The sequence below is a fragment of the Acidilobus aceticus genome, from assembly GCF_055392325.1.
The window spans coordinates 367,117-386,488 of sequence record NZ_AP042407.1; the positions used below are offsets into that span (position 1 = coordinate 367,117).

The following is a 19,372-nucleotide window of genomic DNA, read 5'->3' on the forward strand; positions in this document are numbered from 1 at the left end:
TAACTTTAAAGCTTATCTTTTATCCTCTCGCCTCGCGAGCATGGAAGCTATGGCTTGAGGGGCAGCCCTCAGAAAGTCGTCTAGGCCAAGCTCTTGCCTGACGTAAAGGTCCCAGGCCCATTTAGGCATATTCCTCAGGAGGCCCTCAGCCAAGGGAGATCTGTAACTGGCCCTAGTTAGAAGCCGTGATAGCACAGCTGAACTTAAAAGACTGGATATGCCTTCAGAATATTTCTTAAGGATGGAGGTACGGTCTTCAATGCCATAACTTGATATTGCACCGACTAACGCTTCCGCAGAAACTATGGAGGGCCTGTTGCCCTCGCCGCTCCATGCCATTACAAGGCCTGCGGCCTCGCCTACGTTAATAATGTCGCCGGTGCTGAGCGAGGGGTTAGTGAACACGTTTATGGGTGCGCCCTTAACTTCCAAAACATCAAAGTTCTGGCTTATCTTTTCTTTAATGTAACCTCGGACCAAGCCCTCTAGGTGGACGGCGTCATAAAGCCCGACAAAGCCAGCGCCTACGTTTATTAAGTGGCCGCTGTCATCATAAGGGAATACCCAATAAAGGCCTCCTGAAGAGGGCCTAAAGTCAAGGATTGCCTCCTCAGAGCTCCACGCGGGTACCTTAGCTATAACCCTTAGTGCAAGGACTTCCGATGAAAGAGGCAGGTTGTAGGGCCCCCTTGAATCTATGGTCAGGGCCCCTCGCTCGCCATTCCACGGCCTCCTTATTATATCAACACCGTTATCCAGGGCTGACCTCCTGAGCGACATTATAAGTCGGGGCTTGTCTATTATGGCCCACCTGGAGTTTCCGCTCATGTTGGTCGTGGTTATGTATTTACCCTCAACAAAAACGTGGACAAAGTTTACTATGGTCTTTATGACATCATAGGCCTTGGCTAGCCTTAATGGCAGCTCCTCGAGTGTCAGCTGCTCGCCGCATGGCTTAACGTAAGAAGGCTCTACGGGTTCAAAGGCCGTCACCTTAAAGCCTCTTTCGGCAAGCCTTAGTGAGAGCAGGGAGCCGGCGAGTCCTAAACCGGCGATCACTACGTCGCCTGTAAGCTTTCTCAAGGGAGGTCACGCTCTTTACAAGATCTTGTACTGCCGACCCTTAATTCCGCAGACAAATACTCTTTTTAAGGATGTAAACCCAGGCAACAGGATTTAAGTATAGTCGCTGCCAACAACTAGCGCTTAACAAAATATTATATGAAGGCATGGGGTGAACAGGACTCATTCCTTTTAGCTTCTCTCCTTTCCAACGACTATTATGCTGGTAAGCGTGCTCTTTACTCCGTTAAGCTTCCTTATCTTGTCAGTTATCAGCGACCTGAGCTTATCCATGTTCTCCGCTTCCACAAAGGCCACAAGATCGTGAATGCCGTACACCATGTAGACTTTCTTGACCTCATCTATCTTAAGAAGCTCATTAAATATGTCATTCTCCTTGCCGACGTCCGTGTTTATCATAACGATGGCCTGTGCGCCCATATACAGTCCCCAAACCACTTTATATTATCTAAGGCTCTGCCGAATATAACCTTTAGTGGCTCATTAGGCATAATGGTTTTACGTTAGGGAAAGTGCTAGCTTATAAAAAGTCCCGCTTAACTTTCTCGTTAGGCTGACATGTAATACACGTCCTTGAGGGTTCGCTTTAACTTATAGAGCTAAATTCCTAAGACTCAAAGAAGCTCAAGGGCGCGGGCCTTGTATGCAGTAGTGTCAGGCCCAGATGAGGTGTCTAGGGCTTTCGCTAAGTCGTTGGCTAACTCGATAAATGGGTCCCTGTGTGAGCCCCAATACAAGGAGTTCCCTGATGGAGAGCAGTATATTAGAGTTACATGCGATGTTAAGGGCGTGGACGCGATATATGTCAAGACCATGATACCCAGGCAGGACTCGTCAGTGGTGGCCAGCCTGCTGGCGGCTGACTCGCTTAAGGCTTCTGGGGCTAACAGGGTCATACTGGTAGCTCCCTATCTTGCATATGCCAGGCAAGACAGGCAGTTTCTTCAGGGGGAGCCGGTCAGCGTAAGGTCTGTGCTGAGAGCCCTCTGGTCAGCCGGGTTTACCCACATAGCTACAGTGGAGGTCCATAAAGCCGAAAGCCTAAGGCAGTTCCCTGGCGTCGCACTTAACGTGAGGCCCTATTCTTACATGGCTGACATACTTGGGATAAGCGGCCCTAACTACGTGGTCCTGTCGCCTGACCTTGGAGCCCTTGAAAGGGCAAAATCGCTCGCGGAGCACCTGGGAACATCTTATGATTACATTGAAAAGCAAAGGGATAGAGTCACAGGCGAGATCACCATGAGACCAAAGCAGTTGGACGTAGCTGGCAAGGACGTGATAATAGTGGACGACATCATTAGCACAGGAGGCACGGTGGCAAAGGCTGCAGAAATGCTTAAGGAGCAGGGCGCCAGGAACATAATTGTTATGGTTGCGCACGCCGTCTTAGCTCAGGGAGCCGAAGAGAGGCTTAGGTCTGCAGGCATAACCCAGGTTTATGCTGCTAACACCACGCCGGCTCAGAGCAGCATCGTCAAACAAGTTGACGTGGCGCCGCTAGTAGCTAAAGAGCTATCCAAAGCCTTAGCTTAACCCCTTATTTCTAACAGGGCCTCCGAGTTCTCGGCAACCTTCCAGTCAGTTCCCACGGCCACCACTACGACTGTTCCAACGAGCTTAGCCCCGGCCCTCCTGACAAGCTCGGCCAGGGCCCTGAGCGTGTGGCCATGTATGCTAAAGTCGTCAACTATTAGGACCCTGGAGTCCTTGGGAAGCTCCCTCTTAGTCACGTAGAACACCGTGTAGGAGGCGGGCCCGGAGAGGTACATGGCCTCAAGTATGGGTTCCTCCGAGGGCGGCCTCTGCTTTCTGGCGACCACTATGGGCACGTTAGCTGCTAGGCCTATGGCGGTGGCCAGGCTTATGCCCCCGGCCTCGGGCGTCAGCACGCACGTGAAGGTCTTGTCAAACCTCTTTACAACGTATTCAGAGACCAGCGTTAAGGCCATGGGGTCAAGCGTTACGCCGGTTATGTTGTAAAAGCCGTTATACACCTTTATGGCCTTGGCCACAATGCTTGTGATGACTTCCCTCGAGAGGAGGGAGTCCACGATTTTCTTAGCGTTGCCCTCGGAGGGCAGCGTACTGCCATTGATGTAACGTGACAGCATGGGAGACGGTAAGCCCGTTATCTTAGACAGGTCAGTGAGCTGAAAGAAGGCCCTGGCTGCCCTAAGGAGCTTGACAGACATGTACCTGAGCTCGTTAAAGTTAAAGTCGCTCAGATCTAGACCCCAGTACCTGTTAGCCTTGTGAGAGCTTAAAGGCCTCCCGATTTCTGAGTGGAGAGGAGCTAAGAACAGGTGGGCGCAGTTGTACGCCGAGTATACGCTTTACGAGTGGGTTGGGGTGAGGCCTGAGTTAGCCTACAGCGGTGAGATAAAGCAGGCAGTGCTTCAGTCGCTTCGAGAGGAGCTTGAGGGCCAAGTGGATGAGACAATGGGTATTATAATATCTGTGATAGACGCTGACGTAGAGGGTGATGGTGTGCTTCTGCCTAACGACCCCCAGATTTACTTCCCCGTCAGGTACAGGGTCCTGAGCTTTGAGCCCCTGCTCCAGGAGGTCGACAAAGGCATAGTCAGCGACGCAAGGGAGTTCGGCGCCTTTGTGAGCCTCGGGCCTACTGACGGCTTTGTACACAGGACCCAGCTAATGGACGAGGACGCCGACTTCATACAGGAGACCAGGAGCTTCAAGGGCCGCGAGAGCGGCAGGGTAGTTGGAGTTAATGACATAGTCAGGGTGAGGATAACTCAGGTCAGCAAGGCCTCGAGGAGGATGGCAGCGGTTAGAATCGGCCTAACTATGAGGCAGCCTTACCTTGGTAAGGAGGAGTGGTATGCGGAGAAGCAGCAAGTTGCTGGAGGGGGCGAGGGGGGTGAAGCCTCTTGAGCCAGGAGGGCCAGTCGCAGGGTCGAACAGGTGACAACATTATTGATTACTCCGAGTTCGCAAAGGTAGACCTGAGGGTTGGCAAGGTTTTGTCTGCAGAGCCGGTAGCTAATAGCAGGAAGCTGATAAGGCTCACTGTTGACCTTGGATCAGAGCAGAGGCAGATACTCGCCGGGCTGCTTAAGTGGTATAAGCCTGAAGACCTGGTGGGTAAGTATGTAATAGTTGTAGCTAACCTTAAGCCTAAGCAGATGGCAGGGTTGACGAGCCAGGGCATGCTGTTGGCGGCTCCGTGCGGGGACTCGGAGAAGCCGGTTATACTTACCGTGGCCGAGCCTGTCCAGCCCGGCTCAAAGGTCTGTTAGTGACTTTTGACTTCCAGGCACCGTTAGCTCAGGGGGCTGGCTATGAAGAGGGTTTTAAGAGGGGACTCCTTTGAAGGGGATGACCTAGAACCCACGCCAGGAGCTGGCCCCCTCTGCCTGGAGGAGCTGTTTACAAGCCTTAGCAGAGACGATGTCTACGAGCTGTTCTCACAGCTGGTCTCAAGCGAGGTAAACTACGTTGACGTGCTAATTCACTCTGATGACAACAGAGAAATTTACGCCAGGTGCTTCGTGTCCCTTACATGCCTCGAGGTCCTAAAGGTAGTGGTGAGGCTCTGTGAAAATGAAGCTCGCCTAGACGCCATCAATTTGCCTGAGGTGGACGCAGCCAGCTTGGAGGGTGACTGCGTCGAGCTTATATCAAGGCCTGACCCCCCTATAAAGATAAGGAACCTCCTGAGAAAGCTAGGTGTAGGAGAGCCCAGCGAGGTGCAGGGCTATAGGTTACTAAAGGATGATCAAGTTGGAGATCCCACCGAGGTTTAAGGTGCGCGGCTGGCTCAGCGACGAGGACTTTCAGAGGATCCTCGAGTTCTCTAAATACGTGGGCCGCGACAGAGGGTTCTCCATATTTGAGTTGAGCGATGAGAAGGCCAAGGAGTCAGGCCTAGGCCCTGTTGACATATTAAGGGAGCTGGAGGAGCTCAAGGACTCCATTCCCCAACAGGACCTGGAAACATTGAGGGAGTACCTGAGGAGAAAGGGCACGGTTAAGATAGGTCTCAACTCTAGCAGCGAGGTCGTAATATCCAGCGAGCTCATGCTGAAACCATACCTGCAGGAGTATCTTGCGCAGCTTAAGTACAGCAAAGAGCTAAGAAGCTACATAGCCAAGCCTTACCTATACTATGACCTTGTCAGGCACTTGAACAGTAAGGGGGTAATAGTTGATGATAAGATAGGGCTACTGGAGAGGGCTAAGCTGCCCAGGCAGGTAAAGTTCGTGGGCCAGCTAAGGCCTTATCAGCAGGAGGCTCTTGACGCCTGGTCAAAGAACAACAACAGGGGGGTAATAGTCCTGCCGACAGGCGCGGGCAAAACGGTGGTGGCCATAGCTGCCATAGCAGCAGCCAATGTGAAGACCCTCATAGTGGCCTACACTAAAGAGCACGTGAAGCAATGGAGCGACGCCATAAGGAGGTTCACAGATGCCGGTGGCCTGCTGGGGGCGTTCTATGGAGACGAGAAGTCCATAGGCGATATAACAGTGACCACCTACCAGACAGCATATAGGTATGTGAGGCAGCTGTCCCCGAGGTTTGCCCTGGTAATTTTTGACGAGGCTCATCACCTACCGGCTGACAAGTTTAAGGCAATAGCGGAGTACATGTTGGCCCCATATCGCATGGGGCTTTCCGCCACAGCAGTCAGGGAGGATAACAAACAGGAGGAGGTGTTCCCGCTGGTAGGAGGCATAGTTTATCAGAAGAGCGCGTCCGAGTTAATGCAGGAGGGTTTCCTGGCGCCCTACGTGATAAGGAGAGTCACGGTCAAGCTCGCGCCGGAGGAGCAGAAGCTATACGATGAACTGAGGAAGCGGTACGCCTCATTCGCTATGGGAAGGACTTTCCAAGAGGTCCTTGAGGCTGCAAAGAAGGGCGAGCAGAACGCCATACAGGCCCTGAGGGTCAGGGCCCAGATGCAGTCTATAGTGCAGGAGAGCAGAAGCAAGCTGGACAAGGTAGTTGATATTGCAAAGCAGGAGCTGAATAAGGGCTCCAAGATAATAATATTCACGCAGTATAAGAGGCAGGCCGAGGAGCTTGCTCAGAGGCTCGGTGCGCTCCTCATACATGGAGGCCTTGAGAGGGAGGCCAGGGACAGGGCCCTTGACGAGTTTAAGAAACTTAAGAGCGGCGTGCTCGTGGTTACCACAGTAGGCGATGAGGGCCTTGACATACCTGACGCCAACGTTGGGATACTCGTCTCTGGAACTGGCTCTAGGAGGCAGTTCATACAGAGGCTTGGCAGGCTGTTAAGGCCTATGCCTGGCAAGACTGCAGTGCTATACGAGGTTGTGGCAAGCGGCACCAGCGAGGTTGTGCAATCAAAGAAAAGGAGGGAAGCAGTTGGGGACTAATGATTTAGGCTCTCTTGAGGGCCTCGCTCACAAGCTTAGGAATCTCATAGGGCGTTATGGCCACCCTTACCCCAGCGTCCTCCAGCGCGGCAACTTTGTCTTTGTAGGCCCCAGTGCCAAGCATTATTATGGCGCCTGCGTGGCCCATTCTCTTGCCCTCGGGCGCTGTGCGGCCGGCTATGAACGCTACTATGGGCTTCCTTATCTTGCCTTCCTTGACCATCTTGGCCACCCTTTCCTCAGCGTCGCCGCCTATCTCGCCCACCATAACTATAGCCTTAGTCTGCGGGTCTCTCTCGAACATCTCGGCTACCTCTGGGAACGTGAGCCCAGTTATGGGGTCACCGCCAACTCCTATCACCGTTGACTGCCCTAGGCCGGCCTTGGAGAGGAAGTAGCTCACCTCATAGGTGAGGGTACCGCTTCTAGACATCACTCCAACGGGCCCTGGCGTGAAGACGTTGGCTGGCATTATGCCAACCTTGGTCTTGCCTGGATTTATTATGCCTGGGCAGTTGGGCCCTATTATTATGGAGCCCTTCTCCTTGGCGTAATTGACGAATGCCATGGCGTCGTGTATGGGTATGTGCTCAGTTATGACTACTATGGTCTTAATGCCGGCATCTATGGCCTCAAAGACGGCGTCAGCGGCAAACTTAGCTGGCACGAATATTATTGACGTGTTGGCGTCAGGGTGCGCCTTCACCGCCTCATCCATGGTATCATAAACCGGCACGCCTTCAACAGTAGTGCCTCCCTTGCCTGGGGTCACGCCGGCGACTACCTTGGTGCCATACTGAAGCATTAGCCTTGTGTGGAATGAACCCTCCCTGCCAGTTATGCCCTGTACGATTACTTTAGTGTTCTCGTCAACTATTATGCCCATCCCCATCACCTCACAGGTTCTTAAGCGCCTGAAGCGCCTCCAGCGGGTCACTGTATGGCGTTATGCCCACTTCCTTAAGAATCTCCCTTCCCTGCTCCTCGTTGGTCCCAGTTAACCTCACAACTAGGGGCTTGGCCTTGTTGCCCAGGTCCTTGAGCGCCATTACTATGCCCCTGGCAACTTCGTCGGCCCTAGTTATGCCTCCGAATATGTTTATGAACACCTTCTTGACCTTGGGGTCACTCATAACGAACTCAACGGCATCCCTTATGTGCTCAGCCTCAGCTCCCCCTCCTACGTCAAGGAAGTCGGCAGGCTTCATTCCAAACTCGTAGACGAGGTCCATGGTGGTCATAGTGAGCCCTGCCCCGTTTCCGATAACCCCGACATCACCGTCAAGTTCCACGTAGGCAAGGTCCTTCTCTCTGGCCGCTATCTCCCTCTCGCTGAGCTCTCCGAGCCTCTCCTTCTCGGTGGCGGCGTACTCCGTGTGCCTGAAGAGGCTATTGTCGTCGATTATTATCCTGAGGTCGAGGGGCAGAACCTTGTCTGGCAGAAGCGCCAACGGGTTGCTCTCGGCGAGCTCAGCGTCATAGTCCATAAATGCCCTGTACAGCGCCTGCAGGAAGTTCTCAAAGCTTGAAAGTGCTTTGCCTGTGAGGCCAAGCTGCTTGCCCAGTATTCTGGCCTCATAATTTCTTAGTCCCTTGTATGGGTCCACGTAGTACTTTATTATGGCCTCGGGGTGCTCCCTAGCGACCTCCTCAAGATCCATGCCACCGTACTTGCTTACCAGCACGAGGGGCTTCCTCTCGGCCCTATCAAGCACTATTCCAGCGTAGAGCTCCGCATCATGCTTTATGGCCTGCTCTATAAGCAGGATAGAGGGCTTTATTCCCTTGATTGGAGTCTTGAAGAGCTGCTGGGACACCGAGACGGCCTCGTCAACGTTATTTACAAGCTTTATTCCGCCGGCCTTGCCCCTTCCGGCAACCAGGACCTGCGCCTTAACGGCCAGTGGAGGGGTTAGGCCCGAGCTTTCTATGGCCTTCCTTATATCGTCACCCTCGCGCACTACGACGCCCTTCGGCGTTTCGATGCCGTACTTCCTTATGATCTCCTTAGCCTCATACTCAAACAGCTTCACAGGCCCACCCACGCCTCCCAGTCTCAGGATTAATTAATAAGCTCTGAAGAGACCCCTTCTAGCGTTTCGGAAAGTCGTTGGCGAAATGAAAGGCAAGCCTTGCCTTTTGGGCGGGAGGAGGGTCAGCGCTGCTGTCAGCGGACACTCAAGAGTAGACAGCAATTAACTTTATGCTAACTCAGAGCCCACAGCTACCCTTATTTACATGGAGCAAGCTAGACCGTAACGTAAATATGGAACGCCTAAAGGCGCAGGCCGGTGTTGAAGCCATGTATATGAGCGTCAGGCCACGGCTAGGCAAGGACAGGTATGGTGAGCCAGACCTTATCTTCAGCTATCCGTGGCCTGAGGTGGCCGCGGGAAAGCACATATACTTGGTGTCAGAGTTCACGTCATACTTCCCGGGCAGAGTTGAGCTGAAGAGGAAAGGCAATAGGGGAGTTGCGCGGGTACCCGTCAGGGAAGGACTTTATCATTATGCGTTTGTCGACAGCCTTTACAGAGTCTACACGGACTATGAGAACCCAAGAGCCGCTGAGGTGGATCTAGGCCTAAACATGGGAAGAGTGATGGCCAGCGTGGCCGAGGCAGGACTTAAGGAAATCAGGGATGCCATTTCTGAGGGCGGGCTTCACGGTAACCTTATACTGCACGACGAAAGGTGGCCAGGTTACCTCTCGGGCTATGGAGGAATCACTGCTGTGAGGGTTTTTACTGTGCGGGAAGAGGTGGACTCCGTAACACTGCTGGCTCTCGTGGAAGGATCATGGAAGCCCTTTGAAGCGGAACTGGCCTTAAGGGACTCCTACAGGGACTACTACGAGGCGAGAGTCCCCGGAAGAGTCGAGGCATACTACTTCTTGCTTTCAGTCGACGGCAAGAAATTGCCTTTCGGGTTTGATGGTCTGGGATCAAGGGAGCCATGGATGGCAGAAAGCGGCTACTACAGTGATACTATACCATGGTACCTGGGCACTTCATATTATCTTGTGTTTCCGGACAGCTTCGCGGGCTATAGGGAGGATTTTGTTAAGCTAAAAACAAGGCCCAGGGAGCGCATAGGAGGCAACCTTAAAGGGCTTGCAGAGAAGCTCAGTTACATAAAATCCGTCGGGTTCGAAGCCATATACTTAACTCCCATATATGTCTCTAACAGCTATCATCGCTATGACGTTATAGACCAACATCGCGTAGATCCATCGCTGGGCGGCGAGGAAGCCTTAGAGGACTTAGTGAAGGAGTCCCATAGGCTTGGAATTAAGGTGGTTTTGGACCTAGTGGTACATCACACGTCTCCCTGCTCTAAGGAGTTTTCTGACGCTTTGAAGGGGTGGAAGAGCTCGGTTTACTGGAACTGGTACAGATTCCTTGTGGACTCAAAGGATGAGGTGGCCCACGATGCAGAGCTGCTCGAGAGGTACGTTGATTCTGGCTGTAGGAGCTTCCCTGAGGAACTTCGCTCTAAGGACCCGTTCTATGAGACCTTTGCAAAGCTGTGGGGAATGCCAAAGCTAAACCATCAAAACAGAGCCGTCCTGGACGAGCTCTGCAGGGTAGTAAGCGACTGGGTGGCAAGAGGCATAGATGGCTTTCGCATAGATGTAGCGCACGGGCTTCCCGACGACGCTATGAAATACCTGTACGAGTGCATAGTGAACAGGAGGTCTGAGTCGCCGGTTATAATGGAAATAATGGGTGAGCTCTCTGCATTCCCCATGGGAATAATTTCGAACTCCGCTATGAACTACGAGGCCAGGGGCCCTATACTGAGCTTCTTCAGGGGCGAGATGACGGCCTTCGAGCTCTCGGAAAAGCTCAATAGGCAGTACCTTAGGTTGCCCCTACATGTTGCCAACGCGCTCTATAACCTGCTGGGCAGCCACGACACGCCTCGCGTAATGGACATATTAGGCTCTAAGGATCTCGTCGCCAGAGCTTTAGTTCTAACGGCCCTCATGTACGGTTCCTTCAGCGCCTACTATGGCGATGAGGTTGGGCTCAGGGGAGGCAAGGATCCTGACAACAGGCTTCCAATGCCATGGGATGAGAGCCTGTGGGACAAGGACCTTCTCGACTTAGTTAGGAAGCTCATAGCCCTTCGGAAAGCATCTAAGGCCTTGAGGTATGGCTACTTTAAGGCGAGCCCCTTAGGTTCCGACGCTATTTATGTAGAAAGGACCTACGGAGGGGAAACAATAATGGGTTACGTAACTCGCCGTGCCGTAGAGCTGTCCTCGCTAGTAGAGTGTGGGGAAATACTGCTGGAGGGCGGCTTAAGGAACAATTATCTGGACGGATTCGTTCTGTGCAGAGCTAAGTGAAGTGTCGCCCAATTAAGATTCTCTAATTGCGGCTCTAACGATATAAATATTATTTGCCAGGAGCCCTGCTCCTGCAGGTGAAAATATGGCAAAGGACGTGATAGTCTCCGTCACGCCGGAAATAGCGCTGGACGAGCTGTATAGCTACGCTGGAGGTCTAGGAGTTCTTGAGGGGGACAAGTTTTACGCTATGGCAAGGAGAGGCGCTAAATATTACGTAATAACGCTTCTCTATAGGCATGGGTACATTGACTATACCTTTGAGGAGGACAACACTCCTGTGCCCAGGGAGCAGGAGCAGCCCATCGAGCTTGAGACCCTGCTAAGGCCAGAGAAGGAGTTTGTAGTGAAGGTGAAGGGAAACAACGTAATAGCAAGGCCTTGGATCTATGATAGGGGTAAAGCTAAAGTAGTGTTCATGGAGGCGGTGTGCCCTGAATGGGCGAGGAGGTACAGCGAGCAGGCTTACATAGAAAACTGTTTTGAGGAGAACATCTACAAATACATATTCTTAGCCAAGGCTGCCGCCACCTACATCAGGGACTACATAGGTCTCGACAATGTAAGGAACATAGACCTGCAGGAGGCATATACGGTGCTGGTCATGTTGGCTTTGCCCGAGTTTAAGCAGTACCGCTTCATAACTCACACGCCAGGACCCTGGGGGCACCCCGTGTACCCTACAGCGGTCCTAGGCGAGGAGTTCGGCTTTGGCAGTCCAGATCCATACGTCATATTAACCAAGGTAGGCATGGAGCGCGCAGTGGTAACTTACGCCGTCTCAGCAAAGCATGAGGAGATAACGAAGAAAACGTTCAAGGAGTACTCCGAGAAGATATCCCATATAACCAACGGTGTCGACGTTGAGAGGTGGCAGCACCCCGCACTGAAGCAGCTGATAGCATCTAAGGGCCTTGATAACTTAGCAGAGGATGACGTGTGGCAGGCCCACGCTCAGGCTAAGAAGGACTTCATTAACATGATAAAGGCTTACAAGGACATAGGCGATAAGTACCTGGACAAGCCTGTTATAGTGTGGCTTAGAAGGAACACGCGCTACAAGAGGCCCTACTTCATAGCCAGATTCATAGAAGAGAACGGTTTAAGCGACGTGCTCTTCGTGGTTGGCGGTAAGGCGCATCCAAGGGACACGGATGGCCTTATGTACATGAAGGAATTCCACAGGCTCTCAAAGCAGTTCCCAAACGTGGTACACATATACGACTACGACGTAGTTAAAGCTAAGGTTCTTCAGGCAGGGGCTGACATACAGACCTTCACCCCCTTCTCAGGATGGGAGGCGAGCGGCACCAGCTTCATGAAGTCCCTTGCAAATGCCATACCGGTGGTAGCTTCCAAGGATGGCGCTGTAGTGGAGGTTGTTCAACATGGAGTCAACGGATGGCTCTTTGGGGAGGACCTTAGAGACCTTATAAACATCTACACGGATCCAAAGGCGCAGGAAATTGATGAAAAGGATTACGAGGAGTTCTCCAAGTATCTCAACGAGGCTATAAACATATATGGGAGCGAGAAGTACAAGTCAATGGCCCTCTCCGCACTAAAGACGTCATATAAGTTCGTTGACATAAACAGGACCCTTAACGAGTTCTACTTTAAGGAAGAGCAAGCAAAGACTTCACAGACGATAAGTAAGGAGGAAAAGGCTAGCCCCTCTTGATTACCCTTAGGACCTTTTCAACCATATCATTTAGCGCGGAGAAGAAGCTAGGACCGTAGTGCGCCAAACTGTCGTAGTCAAGTATAACTATGTGATTCTCCTTAACAGCCCTAAGACTGTCAAGGCCCCTGGAGGCCAGCCTTCTGGCCACTTTTTCTGGCGTCGCGTTCTCTCCCAACTTCTGTTCGTAGACTACTACATCAGGGTCAAAGCTTTTAATAGCATCGGCGTCTGGGTTAACTATGTAGGGGATCCTGCTCATTGAAAATGGGTGTTCAGCCCCGAGGAAGTCAAAGGCGTCACCTATATAGCTGTGGGCCCCTACGCTCACGGGCCCTCCCAGGTCTATCTCATAGTAGAGCTTTACGCCCTTTAGAGCGCCTTTAAGGCTTATGAACTTACTGACCAGGCTTGATGCGAGGTCCCTGGCCCGTGGAAGTTCTCCAACCACTATGCCTGTTACAATAATATTATCAAGTATCCCATACATGCTGACTGGAAGTGGAATAGGGTACACTACGTAGCCTTTGGACTCCAGTTCAGAGATCTTATCCCTCTGGGCACCCGTGGTCACGAGCACTAGGTCAGGGCTTAGCTTCTGGAGCAGCTGATAATTTATGTTCAGGTAGGCACCGACCCTGGGCTTCTTGGAGACCTCTGGCGGCTTATCACAGAAGAAGCTTACGCCAACAACTCTGTCCTCAGCTCCTAGTAGGTAGAGGGTCTCCGTTATAGCGGGAGAGAGGCTGACGATCCTCGATGGCCTCTCTGGCACCTCAACCTCTTTTCCCAGGATTTCAGAGAATAACTTTACCATATGGCCCCCCTTTTCTTGAGCCCCCAGATGTTTATAGGGTTAACTTAAATGCAGTAGTTATGTTCGTGTAGGTTTAGTTAAGCCCTTTAGATTACCTATAAAAACTTTGTAATAGGTTATACCTTTGGGTGCTCTGCATTGGGTGCAACGTTCAATAATGACGAAATTAAGAAGATAAGCGATAAGGCCTCAGAGTGGCGGAGAACCACCTTACAGCAGTGGCTTCAGAGGCTTCCTGAGAGGCAGCAGGAATTTACTACACTGAGCGACATACCGATTAAAGAGGTCTACACTCCAGCCGACATACCTAACTTCGATTATATGGAAAAGCTTGGCCTGCCGGGCGAGTACCCCTTCACCAGGGGAATACATGCGACTATGTACAGGGCGCGCCTTTGGACGATGAGGATGTTCAGCGGCTATGGCAGCCCTGAGGACACTAACAAGAGACTTAAGTTCCTTATAGAGCATGGTGAGACAGGCCTAAGCTTAGCCTTTGATTATCCAACCCTTGTAGGCATAGATCCCGATGATCCTATGGCAGAGGGTGAGGTGGGCATCGTTGGTGTCAGCGTTCCAACCATAGTTGACATGGAGGTGGTCTTTGATGGCATAGACATGGGCAAGGTTACAACTAACATGACTATAAACCCGCCGGCGCCGGTGCTCCTCTCATTTTATGTGGCAGTTGCAGAGAAGCAGGGCGTGCCTTACTCTCGGATAGGGGGCACGACGCAGAATGACCCCCTGAAGGAATTCATGGCGCAGAAGAGCTACGTCTTCCCTCCAGAGCCCGCGGTCAAAGTGGCCATGGACCTAATAGAGTGGAGCGTCAAGAATCTCCCTAAGTGGAACCCGATAAGCATAAGCGGCTATCATATAAGGGAGGCTGGAGCCACCGCGGTTCAGGAGCTGGCCTTCACGCTGGCCGACGGCATAGAGTACGTGAGGCAGCTCAAGAACAGAGGCCTCGACGTTGACTTCTTTGCGCCTAGGCTCAGCTTCTTCTTTGACGCGCACATAAACTTCTTTGAAGAGATCGCCAAGTTCCGCGCGGCAAGGAGAATGTGGGCCAAGATTATGAGGGACTGGTTTGGCGCCAAGAACCCCAGGAGCTGGTGGCTCAGGTTCCACACACAGACCGCAGGCGTCTCGCTGACGGCCCAGCAGCCGTGGAATAACATAGTAAGGACGGCCATAGAGGCGCTCGCCGCCGTGCTAGGAGGCACTCAGAGCCTACACACCAACAGTTTCGACGAGCCGTTCAGGGTTCCAAGCGAGTTCGCGGCGAAGATTGCCCTTAGGACCCAGCAGATAATAGCCTATGAGACGGGGGTGGCGGATACTATAGATCCACTTGCGGGAAGCTACTATGTGGAGTGGCTAACGGATGAAATAGAGGAGAGGGCCTGGAAGTATATTGACAAGATAGAGAGCATGGGAGGCATGCTGGAGGCCGTCAAGAAGGGCTTCCCGCAGAGGGAAATAGCTGATGCCGCATATAAGTTCCAGAAGGACGTGGAGGAGGGAAGGAGGTTCATAGTAGGCGTTAATATATTTACAGAGAACGAGGTAGAAGACGTCAGGAAGGTGCCGCTCCTGGAGTTTGACCAGCAGGAGATAGAGAAGAAGCAGAAGCAGAGGATAGCGCAGGTGAGATCCATGAGGGACCAGCAAAGGTGGTCGAGAGCCCTAGACGAGCTTAGAAAGGCCGCCGAAAAAGGTGAGAACATAATGCCCTATATACTTAACGCGGTGAAGGCTTATGCAACCTTAGGCGAGATAATGAACACCCTCAAGGAGGTGTATGGAGTCTATGTCGAGCCTCCAATATACTGAGGAGAGGCCTTACAAAGTAATAGTGGCTAAGCTTGGCCTCGACGGCCACGACAGAGGGGCCAAGGTTATAGCAAGAGCCCTCAAGGACGCTGGCTTTGAGGTGGTTTACACGGGGATAAGACAGACCCCTGAGCAAGTCGCAAGGGCAGCCATAGAGGAGGACGCTGATGTAATAGGCGTTAGCATACTCAGCGGGGCTCATGTGCACCACGTCAGGCTGCTCATAGAGAAGCTAAAAGAGCTAGGAGGTGAAGATATACCCGTCGTGGTCGGAGGCACTATACCTATAGTTGATGTAGACGAGCTTAAGAGGCTAGGCGTCAAGGAGGTGTTCCTGCCGGGCGAGAGCCTAAGCAAGATGGCTGAAATAATAAGGGAGCTCGCAGCTAAGAAGCGTCAGTTGGAGGCTTTAATGGGGTGACAAAACCTTGGCCGCGGTGGAAAGGGAGGCGCTGGAACAGCTTCTCGAGAGCGCTTCTAAGGGCAACCTGAGGAGCATAGGTAGGTTCCTGACACTCATGGAGAACCCCTACAAGCTGCCGTCAGAGATCTTCGACTCCATAGCCCGTATGGCCGGCAAGGCCCACGTCATTGGGATCACTGGCATACCAGGGGCCGGTAAGAGCACCCTAATATCGAAGCTTATCATAGAGTTCAGGAGACGGGGCTACAAGGTTGCAGTCATAGCAATAGACCCCAGCTCTCCGCTTACAGGCGGCGCCCTGTTGGGCGATAGACTTAGGATGCAGGAGAGGGCTGAAGATCCAGGCATCTTCATAAGGAGCGTCTCCACGAGGGGGCTGAAGGGAGGCCTTAGCCTGGCAGCCCTCTCAATGATAGAGGCCTTGGACGCCTTAGGATATGATAAGATAATTATAGAGACTGTAGGGGTCGGCCAGTCAGAAACTGATGTCATGAACACCGTTCATACCGTTGTAGTAGTTACGATGCCTGGCGTTGGAGATGATATACAGGCGCTAAAGGCCGGAGTTATGGAGATAGGCGACATATATGTGCTCAACAAAAGCGATATGCCGGGCGCCCAGGAGGCTTTCGAATATCTTTCGTTCGCTATAGACAAGGGGGAGTTAGGCCAGCAGAACCCTGGGTGGAAGCCACGACTCCTGAGGGCGAGCGCAGTGATGGGGTCAGGGATAGCGGACATAGCCAGCGCGATAGAGGACCACATGAGTTACCTGAGGAGTAACGGTATGGTAAATGAAAAAGTTGTGGCGAGAAGGCTCACACTGGTGAGGCTTATGGCTGAGCGGATGCTTGCCGACGAGGTTCAGAAAGCGCTCCAGGCTAGAATAAAGGAGGTCAGAGAGAGGGTAATAAATATCAACAGTATACTCGAGGTAGCCTCTGAGCTCGCACGCGATGCTTGCAGCTCTTTAAGTAACGCCTCCGAGCCTCCCAGGAGATAAGCTGCAGTTACTCGTTATATCATTATTTAAGCAATTGCCTCCCAGCTGATCTTAACATCAAAATCCTCTGAGTATCACGGAGCCTGAACCTCAATAAGTCCTAAGCAGGTAATCTTCCCTGGGTCGAGGATGAGCATCTTGAGGGCTACCTATGTGCAGGGTGTGATAGAAGAGAGGCTATCGGCTGCAGCCAAGATACGGGGCTCCCTTTCAACTAACGTCGTCAGCGCCTATGACTTTAAGCAGTTACAGTCCAACCTTCTCTCGTACGTGAGCGCTCTGAAGTCACTATTGATAACGGTACCCAGGGATTCCCTGGGAGACAATTACCTGCTCTTGTACCGTAGAGTAAGCGGGCTAGAGCCTCTTGTGTTGAGAGCAACTGACGTGCCTCAACTTCTAAAATATGTTGACTTGGCCGACGACATTTTCGTTGATATAATTAACTCGCTCTTCAAGGCAGGCATAATAACGGAACCTAGCGCCTCTGCGCTTGTTGGAAGCAAGGGTTAGGGAACCCCAGGTTTATATTATAACCCTTGGTGCGCAGCAAAACGCTTTCGTTTCTCACGATAGTCTTTAAAAATATATTGTTGCGGGCTTTTGATAGAGTAGAAATGACCTACGCTACTTGGTTATGTTTCAGCATAACATAATAGTTTTATTTAAAAGATTCCAAGCCTGTGCTAGCCTGAGTGATGAGAGCTTAAAATCACCTGAATAATCTACTGTGTGGGAGCACCTATGAGCTCAGCAGGCGGCGCTCAGCAGGCCTCTGCAACAACAGAGGAGATAGGGTTCCCAGCCGAGGTTATACAGATAATAGGGAGAACGGGTGTTGCTGGCGAGGTAACTCAGGTAAGAGTTAGAATACTTGAGGGTAAAGACAAGGGTAGGATTATAACAAGGAACGTCATGGGCTCTGTGAGGGTGGGGGATATAATAATATTGAGGGAGACTGAAAGGGAGGCCAGGAAGCTCACGAAGAAGAGGTGAAAACTAATAAACTTAGACATAGTAGCTTCCATACTGTTTTCGGCTGTAACTTCCTTGCTCGTCTCGCTGGTAGTTGCTAGAGCCTCTAAGCGTACCCTCGTAGTCTTTGCTCAGAGAAACAAGAAGTCCGGAGGTCGCGTAAGGAGAAGATACGTGGTGTTTGAGGTGGCCACCGTGGCCGAGATACAGGAGAGCGACCTAAGGGCTGCCATAGAGAACAAGTTTAAGGATATTTTCGGGCTAGAGGGCCTAACGCTGTCAGGGCTTAGGCTTATTATGTATGATCCAAAACTTAGGAGAGGCATCATAAGAGTTAGGTCTAACTATTTTGATCAACTAATGGCTACCCTGGGCTTTGTAAGAAGCATAAATAACTATAGGGTGTTTTTATATCCTCTAGCTACAAGCGGCACCATAAGGAGGGCCTTGAAGAAGCTTCGGTCCTGAGAGGCCTAAGAGATGTGAGGACAGAGAACTAATAATTATATCCCATCATATATTAGCCTTTAGCTCCGGCCGCTACTATCTTAATTACATCATCATCGTTGAGTCTATAGTCGGCGCCCACCCTTTGCTTTGTCTTGGCGTTTATTGCGTAAAGAAAAGTCTCTCCTAAGTCTGTGTGTATCCTGTAGGCTAGCTCCCTAGCAGTAGTACCTTTGGGCACTAACAGTACGTCAGGAAGCACCCTGCCGCTCTTATCAGTGTACTTGTTAAAATCTTCAACAGGATACGTTGCTATAAGCTTCAGCACATCAAACAGCGCCGTGTTTATAGCTTGTATGACGCCGGTGCCTCCGTATCTGCTAAACAGCTCTCTTATCATATCGACGGCCCTCTGGGTTCTCTGGTCCAGAACCCCCTTGACTTTGAAGTTCGAGTCGCCAGGTAGGTACTCTACAAGGCCCTGCTTTGATAACTTCCTTAGCAGAAGTTCAGCCAGTGCGCTTGTGGGCACTACTGGCACGTCAGGGAATGTTTGTTTAAGTCTCTCCACATTCTTCTCGGAACCCGGTATGTCAACCTTATTAGCAACTATTACCATAGGCTTGGTCATCTTTCTCAGGGTCACCACGAGCTCCCTCAGCTGGTCGTCGCCCAGCTTGGGCAGCTCGGTGTCGCTTATCTTTAACGCCTCCAGGGCCGCCTCTACCTGAGCTTTAGTTATCCCAAAGCCCGATACTCGCTGGGAGAAGGCACCAACGGGATCCCTCAGGGCTCCTACTGAGGCCAGTTTTGTAAATTTATCCCAATCACTTTTAATGGACTCATACATCCACTCATCCAGCTCGAACATAACGAACTTGACTTCCTCCACAGGGTCGTAGGCGCCAGGTCCCACCTGAACGCCCTCCGCAGTAGTTGAGCCGCTAGCATCAACAACTAAAAGAAAGACGTCGGACCTGCGTAAGTCGTCCAGGAACTTATTGCCAAGTCCCTTGCCTTCATGGGCTCCAGGTATGAGCCCTGCAACGTCCATTAGCTTAACAGGTATGTAGCGATACCCCATAATACATGCGCTGTTGGAGGCGTCGCACTTAGGCAGGCCAAGCTCCACGTGAACGCACTTCTTCCTTGCGTAGCCTATTCCTACGTTTGGCTCTATGGTAACAAAGGGCCTGTTCTCAATGGGGACTTCTATTCCAGTGGCGGCTGAGAAGAACGACGACTTGCCTACGTTGGTTTTGCCGACTATGCCGATTAGCGTGTTAGTTGGCTCCATATACCGTCATCTGCCACGTTGTTAATATATATAAGGCACTTAAACGTTTTTAGAATGAAAGGCTTCATTTGATTTCATCAAAACTAGG

General features: G+C 51.6%; 20 protein-coding genes. 13 read left to right on the forward strand and 7 right to left on the reverse strand.

Annotated features, from left to right (window positions below):
• Positions 1–12: 12 nt before the first annotated feature.
• Both ACZ5OO_RS01915 and ACZ5OO_RS01920 read right to left on the reverse strand, forming a co-directional pair.
• Positions 13–1,083, reverse strand: a complete 1,071-nt coding sequence (locus ACZ5OO_RS01915) for a geranylgeranyl reductase family protein (protein ID WP_464078386.1) — start codon at positions 1,081–1,083, stop codon at positions 13–15.
• Between the two features lie 171 nt (positions 1,084–1,254).
• Positions 1,255–1,503: an Lrp/AsnC ligand binding domain-containing protein gene (locus tag ACZ5OO_RS01920; protein WP_013266982.1), complete on the reverse strand. Its 249-nt coding sequence runs from the start codon at positions 1,501–1,503 to the stop codon at positions 1,255–1,257.
• Positions 1,504–1,722: 219 nt separating this feature from the next.
• On the opposite strand from ACZ5OO_RS01920, the gene prs reads away from it, so the two are divergent.
• Entirely contained in the window at positions 1,723–2,619 is an 897-nt protein-coding gene (gene prs / locus ACZ5OO_RS01925; RefSeq protein ID WP_464078387.1) for a ribose-phosphate diphosphokinase, read from the forward strand.
• Here prs and ACZ5OO_RS01930 read toward each other — a convergent pair.
• On the reverse strand, positions 2,616–3,278 hold the full coding sequence (locus ACZ5OO_RS01930; RefSeq protein ID WP_464078388.1) for a phosphoribosyltransferase family protein: 663 nt from the start codon (positions 3,276–3,278) through the stop codon (positions 2,616–2,618). The genes prs and ACZ5OO_RS01930 overlap by 4 nt on opposite strands.
• 121 nt (positions 3,279–3,399) lie before the next feature.
• Between ACZ5OO_RS01930 and ACZ5OO_RS01935 the strand changes: the two genes are divergently transcribed.
• From ACZ5OO_RS01935 to ACZ5OO_RS01950, 4 genes are read left to right on the forward strand one after another with little or no spacing between them, the layout of a single operon-like run.
• Positions 3,400–3,981, forward strand: coding sequence for a DNA-directed RNA polymerase (locus ACZ5OO_RS01935; RefSeq protein ID WP_464078389.1), 582 nt, complete (start codon positions 3,400–3,402; stop codon positions 3,979–3,981).
• Positions 3,978–4,346 carry a methionine--tRNA ligase subunit beta gene (gene metG, locus ACZ5OO_RS01940; protein ID WP_464078390.1) on the forward strand — a complete coding sequence of 123 codons (369 nt, stop codon included), beginning with the start codon at positions 3,978–3,980 and terminating at the stop codon, positions 4,344–4,346. Before ACZ5OO_RS01935 ends, metG begins: the two co-directional genes overlap by 4 nt.
• A gap of 42 nt (positions 4,347–4,388) precedes the next feature.
• A complete protein-coding gene (locus tag ACZ5OO_RS01945) occupies positions 4,389–4,853 on the forward strand; it encodes an RNA-binding protein (protein WP_464078391.1) in 465 nt (154 codons plus the stop codon).
• Positions 4,822–6,447: a DEAD/DEAH box helicase gene (locus tag ACZ5OO_RS01950; RefSeq protein WP_464078392.1), complete on the forward strand. Its 1,626-nt coding sequence runs from the start codon at positions 4,822–4,824 to the stop codon at positions 6,445–6,447. Before ACZ5OO_RS01945 ends, ACZ5OO_RS01950 begins: the two co-directional genes overlap by 32 nt.
• A 4-nt stretch (positions 6,448–6,451) precedes the next feature.
• Here ACZ5OO_RS01950 and sucD read toward each other — a convergent pair whose 3' ends face one another.
• Entirely contained in the window at positions 6,452–7,333 is an 882-nt protein-coding gene (gene sucD / locus ACZ5OO_RS01955) for a succinate--CoA ligase subunit alpha (protein WP_013266989.1), read from the reverse strand.
• 10 nt (positions 7,334–7,343) lie between these two features.
• Positions 7,344–8,480, reverse strand: a complete 1,137-nt coding sequence (sucC, locus tag ACZ5OO_RS01960; RefSeq protein WP_048812840.1) for an ADP-forming succinate--CoA ligase subunit beta — start codon at positions 8,478–8,480, stop codon at positions 7,344–7,346.
• Between the two features lie 275 nt (positions 8,481–8,755).
• Here sucC and ACZ5OO_RS01965 point away from each other — a divergent pair, with 275 nt between their 5' ends.
• Together ACZ5OO_RS01965 and ACZ5OO_RS01970 are read left to right on the forward strand one after the other, a co-directional pair.
• Entirely contained in the window at positions 8,756–10,801 is a 2,046-nt protein-coding gene (locus tag ACZ5OO_RS01965) for a glycoside hydrolase family 13 protein (RefSeq protein WP_158303794.1), read from the forward strand.
• Positions 10,802–10,886: 85 nt separating this feature from the next.
• Positions 10,887–12,482 (forward strand): glycogen/starch/alpha-glucan phosphorylase, encoded by a 1,596-nt coding sequence (locus ACZ5OO_RS01970; protein WP_013266992.1) that lies wholly within the window; start codon positions 10,887–10,889, stop codon positions 12,480–12,482.
• Here ACZ5OO_RS01970 and ACZ5OO_RS01975 read toward each other — a convergent pair.
• Complete coding sequence (locus ACZ5OO_RS01975; protein ID WP_013266993.1) at positions 12,469–13,299, reverse strand: ABC transporter substrate-binding protein; 831 nt, start codon at positions 13,297–13,299, stop codon at positions 12,469–12,471. The two genes, ACZ5OO_RS01970 and ACZ5OO_RS01975, sit on opposite strands and share 14 nt — an antisense overlap.
• A 138-nt stretch (positions 13,300–13,437) precedes the next feature.
• On the opposite strand from ACZ5OO_RS01975, the gene ACZ5OO_RS01980 reads away from it, so the two are divergent.
• The 6 genes from ACZ5OO_RS01980 to ACZ5OO_RS02005 all read left to right on the forward strand — a co-directional run bounded on the left by ACZ5OO_RS01980 (position 13,438) and on the right by ACZ5OO_RS02005 (position 18,008).
• Positions 13,438–15,138, forward strand: a complete 1,701-nt coding sequence (locus ACZ5OO_RS01980) for a methylmalonyl-CoA mutase family protein (RefSeq protein WP_464078393.1) — start codon at positions 13,438–13,440, stop codon at positions 15,136–15,138.
• Complete coding sequence (locus ACZ5OO_RS01985; RefSeq protein ID WP_013266995.1) at positions 15,116–15,559, forward strand: cobalamin B12-binding domain-containing protein; 444 nt, start codon at positions 15,116–15,118, stop codon at positions 15,557–15,559. Before ACZ5OO_RS01980 ends, ACZ5OO_RS01985 begins: the two co-directional genes overlap by 23 nt.
• 16 nt (positions 15,560–15,575) lie before the next feature.
• The gene (gene meaB / locus ACZ5OO_RS01990) at positions 15,576–16,565 is read left to right on the forward strand and encodes a methylmalonyl Co-A mutase-associated GTPase MeaB (RefSeq protein ID WP_048813013.1); all 990 of its coding nucleotides are present in this window, start codon (positions 15,576–15,578) and stop codon (positions 16,563–16,565) included.
• Between the two features lie 129 nt (positions 16,566–16,694).
• Positions 16,695–17,078 carry a hypothetical protein gene (locus ACZ5OO_RS01995; RefSeq protein WP_148217177.1) on the forward strand — a complete coding sequence of 128 codons (384 nt, stop codon included), beginning with the start codon at positions 16,695–16,697 and terminating at the stop codon, positions 17,076–17,078.
• A gap of 231 nt (positions 17,079–17,309) precedes the next feature.
• Complete coding sequence (locus ACZ5OO_RS02000) at positions 17,310–17,561, forward strand: 30S ribosomal protein S28e (RefSeq protein WP_013266998.1); 252 nt, start codon at positions 17,310–17,312, stop codon at positions 17,559–17,561.
• A gap of 54 nt (positions 17,562–17,615) precedes the next feature.
• Positions 17,616–18,008 (forward strand): Rpp14/Pop5 family protein, encoded by a 393-nt coding sequence (locus ACZ5OO_RS02005; RefSeq protein ID WP_158303795.1) that lies wholly within the window; start codon positions 17,616–17,618, stop codon positions 18,006–18,008.
• Between the two features lie 52 nt (positions 18,009–18,060).
• Here the strand turns inward: ACZ5OO_RS02005 and ACZ5OO_RS02010 are convergent, their stop codons facing one another.
• Positions 18,061–19,284, reverse strand: a complete 1,224-nt coding sequence (locus tag ACZ5OO_RS02010) for a redox-regulated ATPase YchF (RefSeq protein WP_013267000.1) — start codon at positions 19,282–19,284, stop codon at positions 18,061–18,063.
• Positions 19,285–19,372: the final 88 nt, after the last annotated feature.

Bases quoted from the DNA above. Each gene is read 5' to 3' on its own strand.
- ACZ5OO_RS01930 (WP_464078388.1), bottom strand. From the start codon at position 3,278: ATGTCTGTCAAGCTCCTTAGGGCAGCCAGGGCCTTCTTTCAGCTCACT.
- ACZ5OO_RS01965 (WP_158303794.1), top strand. From the start codon at position 8,756: ATGAGCGTCAGGCCACGGCTAGGCAAGGACAGGTATGGTGAGCCAGAC.
- ACZ5OO_RS01995 (WP_148217177.1), top strand. From the start codon at position 16,695: ATGAGCATCTTGAGGGCTACCTATGTGCAGGGTGTGATAGAAGAGAGG.
- ACZ5OO_RS01920 (WP_013266982.1), bottom strand. From the start codon at position 1,503: ATGGGCGCACAGGCCATCGTTATGATAAACACGGACGTCGGCAAGGAG.
- ACZ5OO_RS02010 (WP_013267000.1), bottom strand. From the start codon at position 19,284: ATGGAGCCAACTAACACGCTAATCGGCATAGTCGGCAAAACCAACGTA.
- ACZ5OO_RS01975 (WP_013266993.1), bottom strand. From the start codon at position 13,299: ATGGTAAAGTTATTCTCTGAAATCCTGGGAAAAGAGGTTGAGGTGCCA.
- ACZ5OO_RS01985 (WP_013266995.1), top strand. From the start codon at position 15,116: ATGTCGAGCCTCCAATATACTGAGGAGAGGCCTTACAAAGTAATAGTG.
- ACZ5OO_RS01945 (WP_464078391.1), top strand. From the start codon at position 4,389: ATGAAGAGGGTTTTAAGAGGGGACTCCTTTGAAGGGGATGACCTAGAA.
- sucD (WP_013266989.1), bottom strand. From the start codon at position 7,333: ATGGGCATAATAGTTGACGAGAACACTAAAGTAATCGTACAGGGCATA.
- ACZ5OO_RS02000 (WP_013266998.1), top strand. From the start codon at position 17,310: ATGAGCTCAGCAGGCGGCGCTCAGCAGGCCTCTGCAACAACAGAGGAG.
- ACZ5OO_RS01950 (WP_464078392.1), top strand. From the start codon at position 4,822: ATGATCAAGTTGGAGATCCCACCGAGGTTTAAGGTGCGCGGCTGGCTC.
- ACZ5OO_RS01970 (WP_013266992.1), top strand. From the start codon at position 10,887: ATGGCAAAGGACGTGATAGTCTCCGTCACGCCGGAAATAGCGCTGGAC.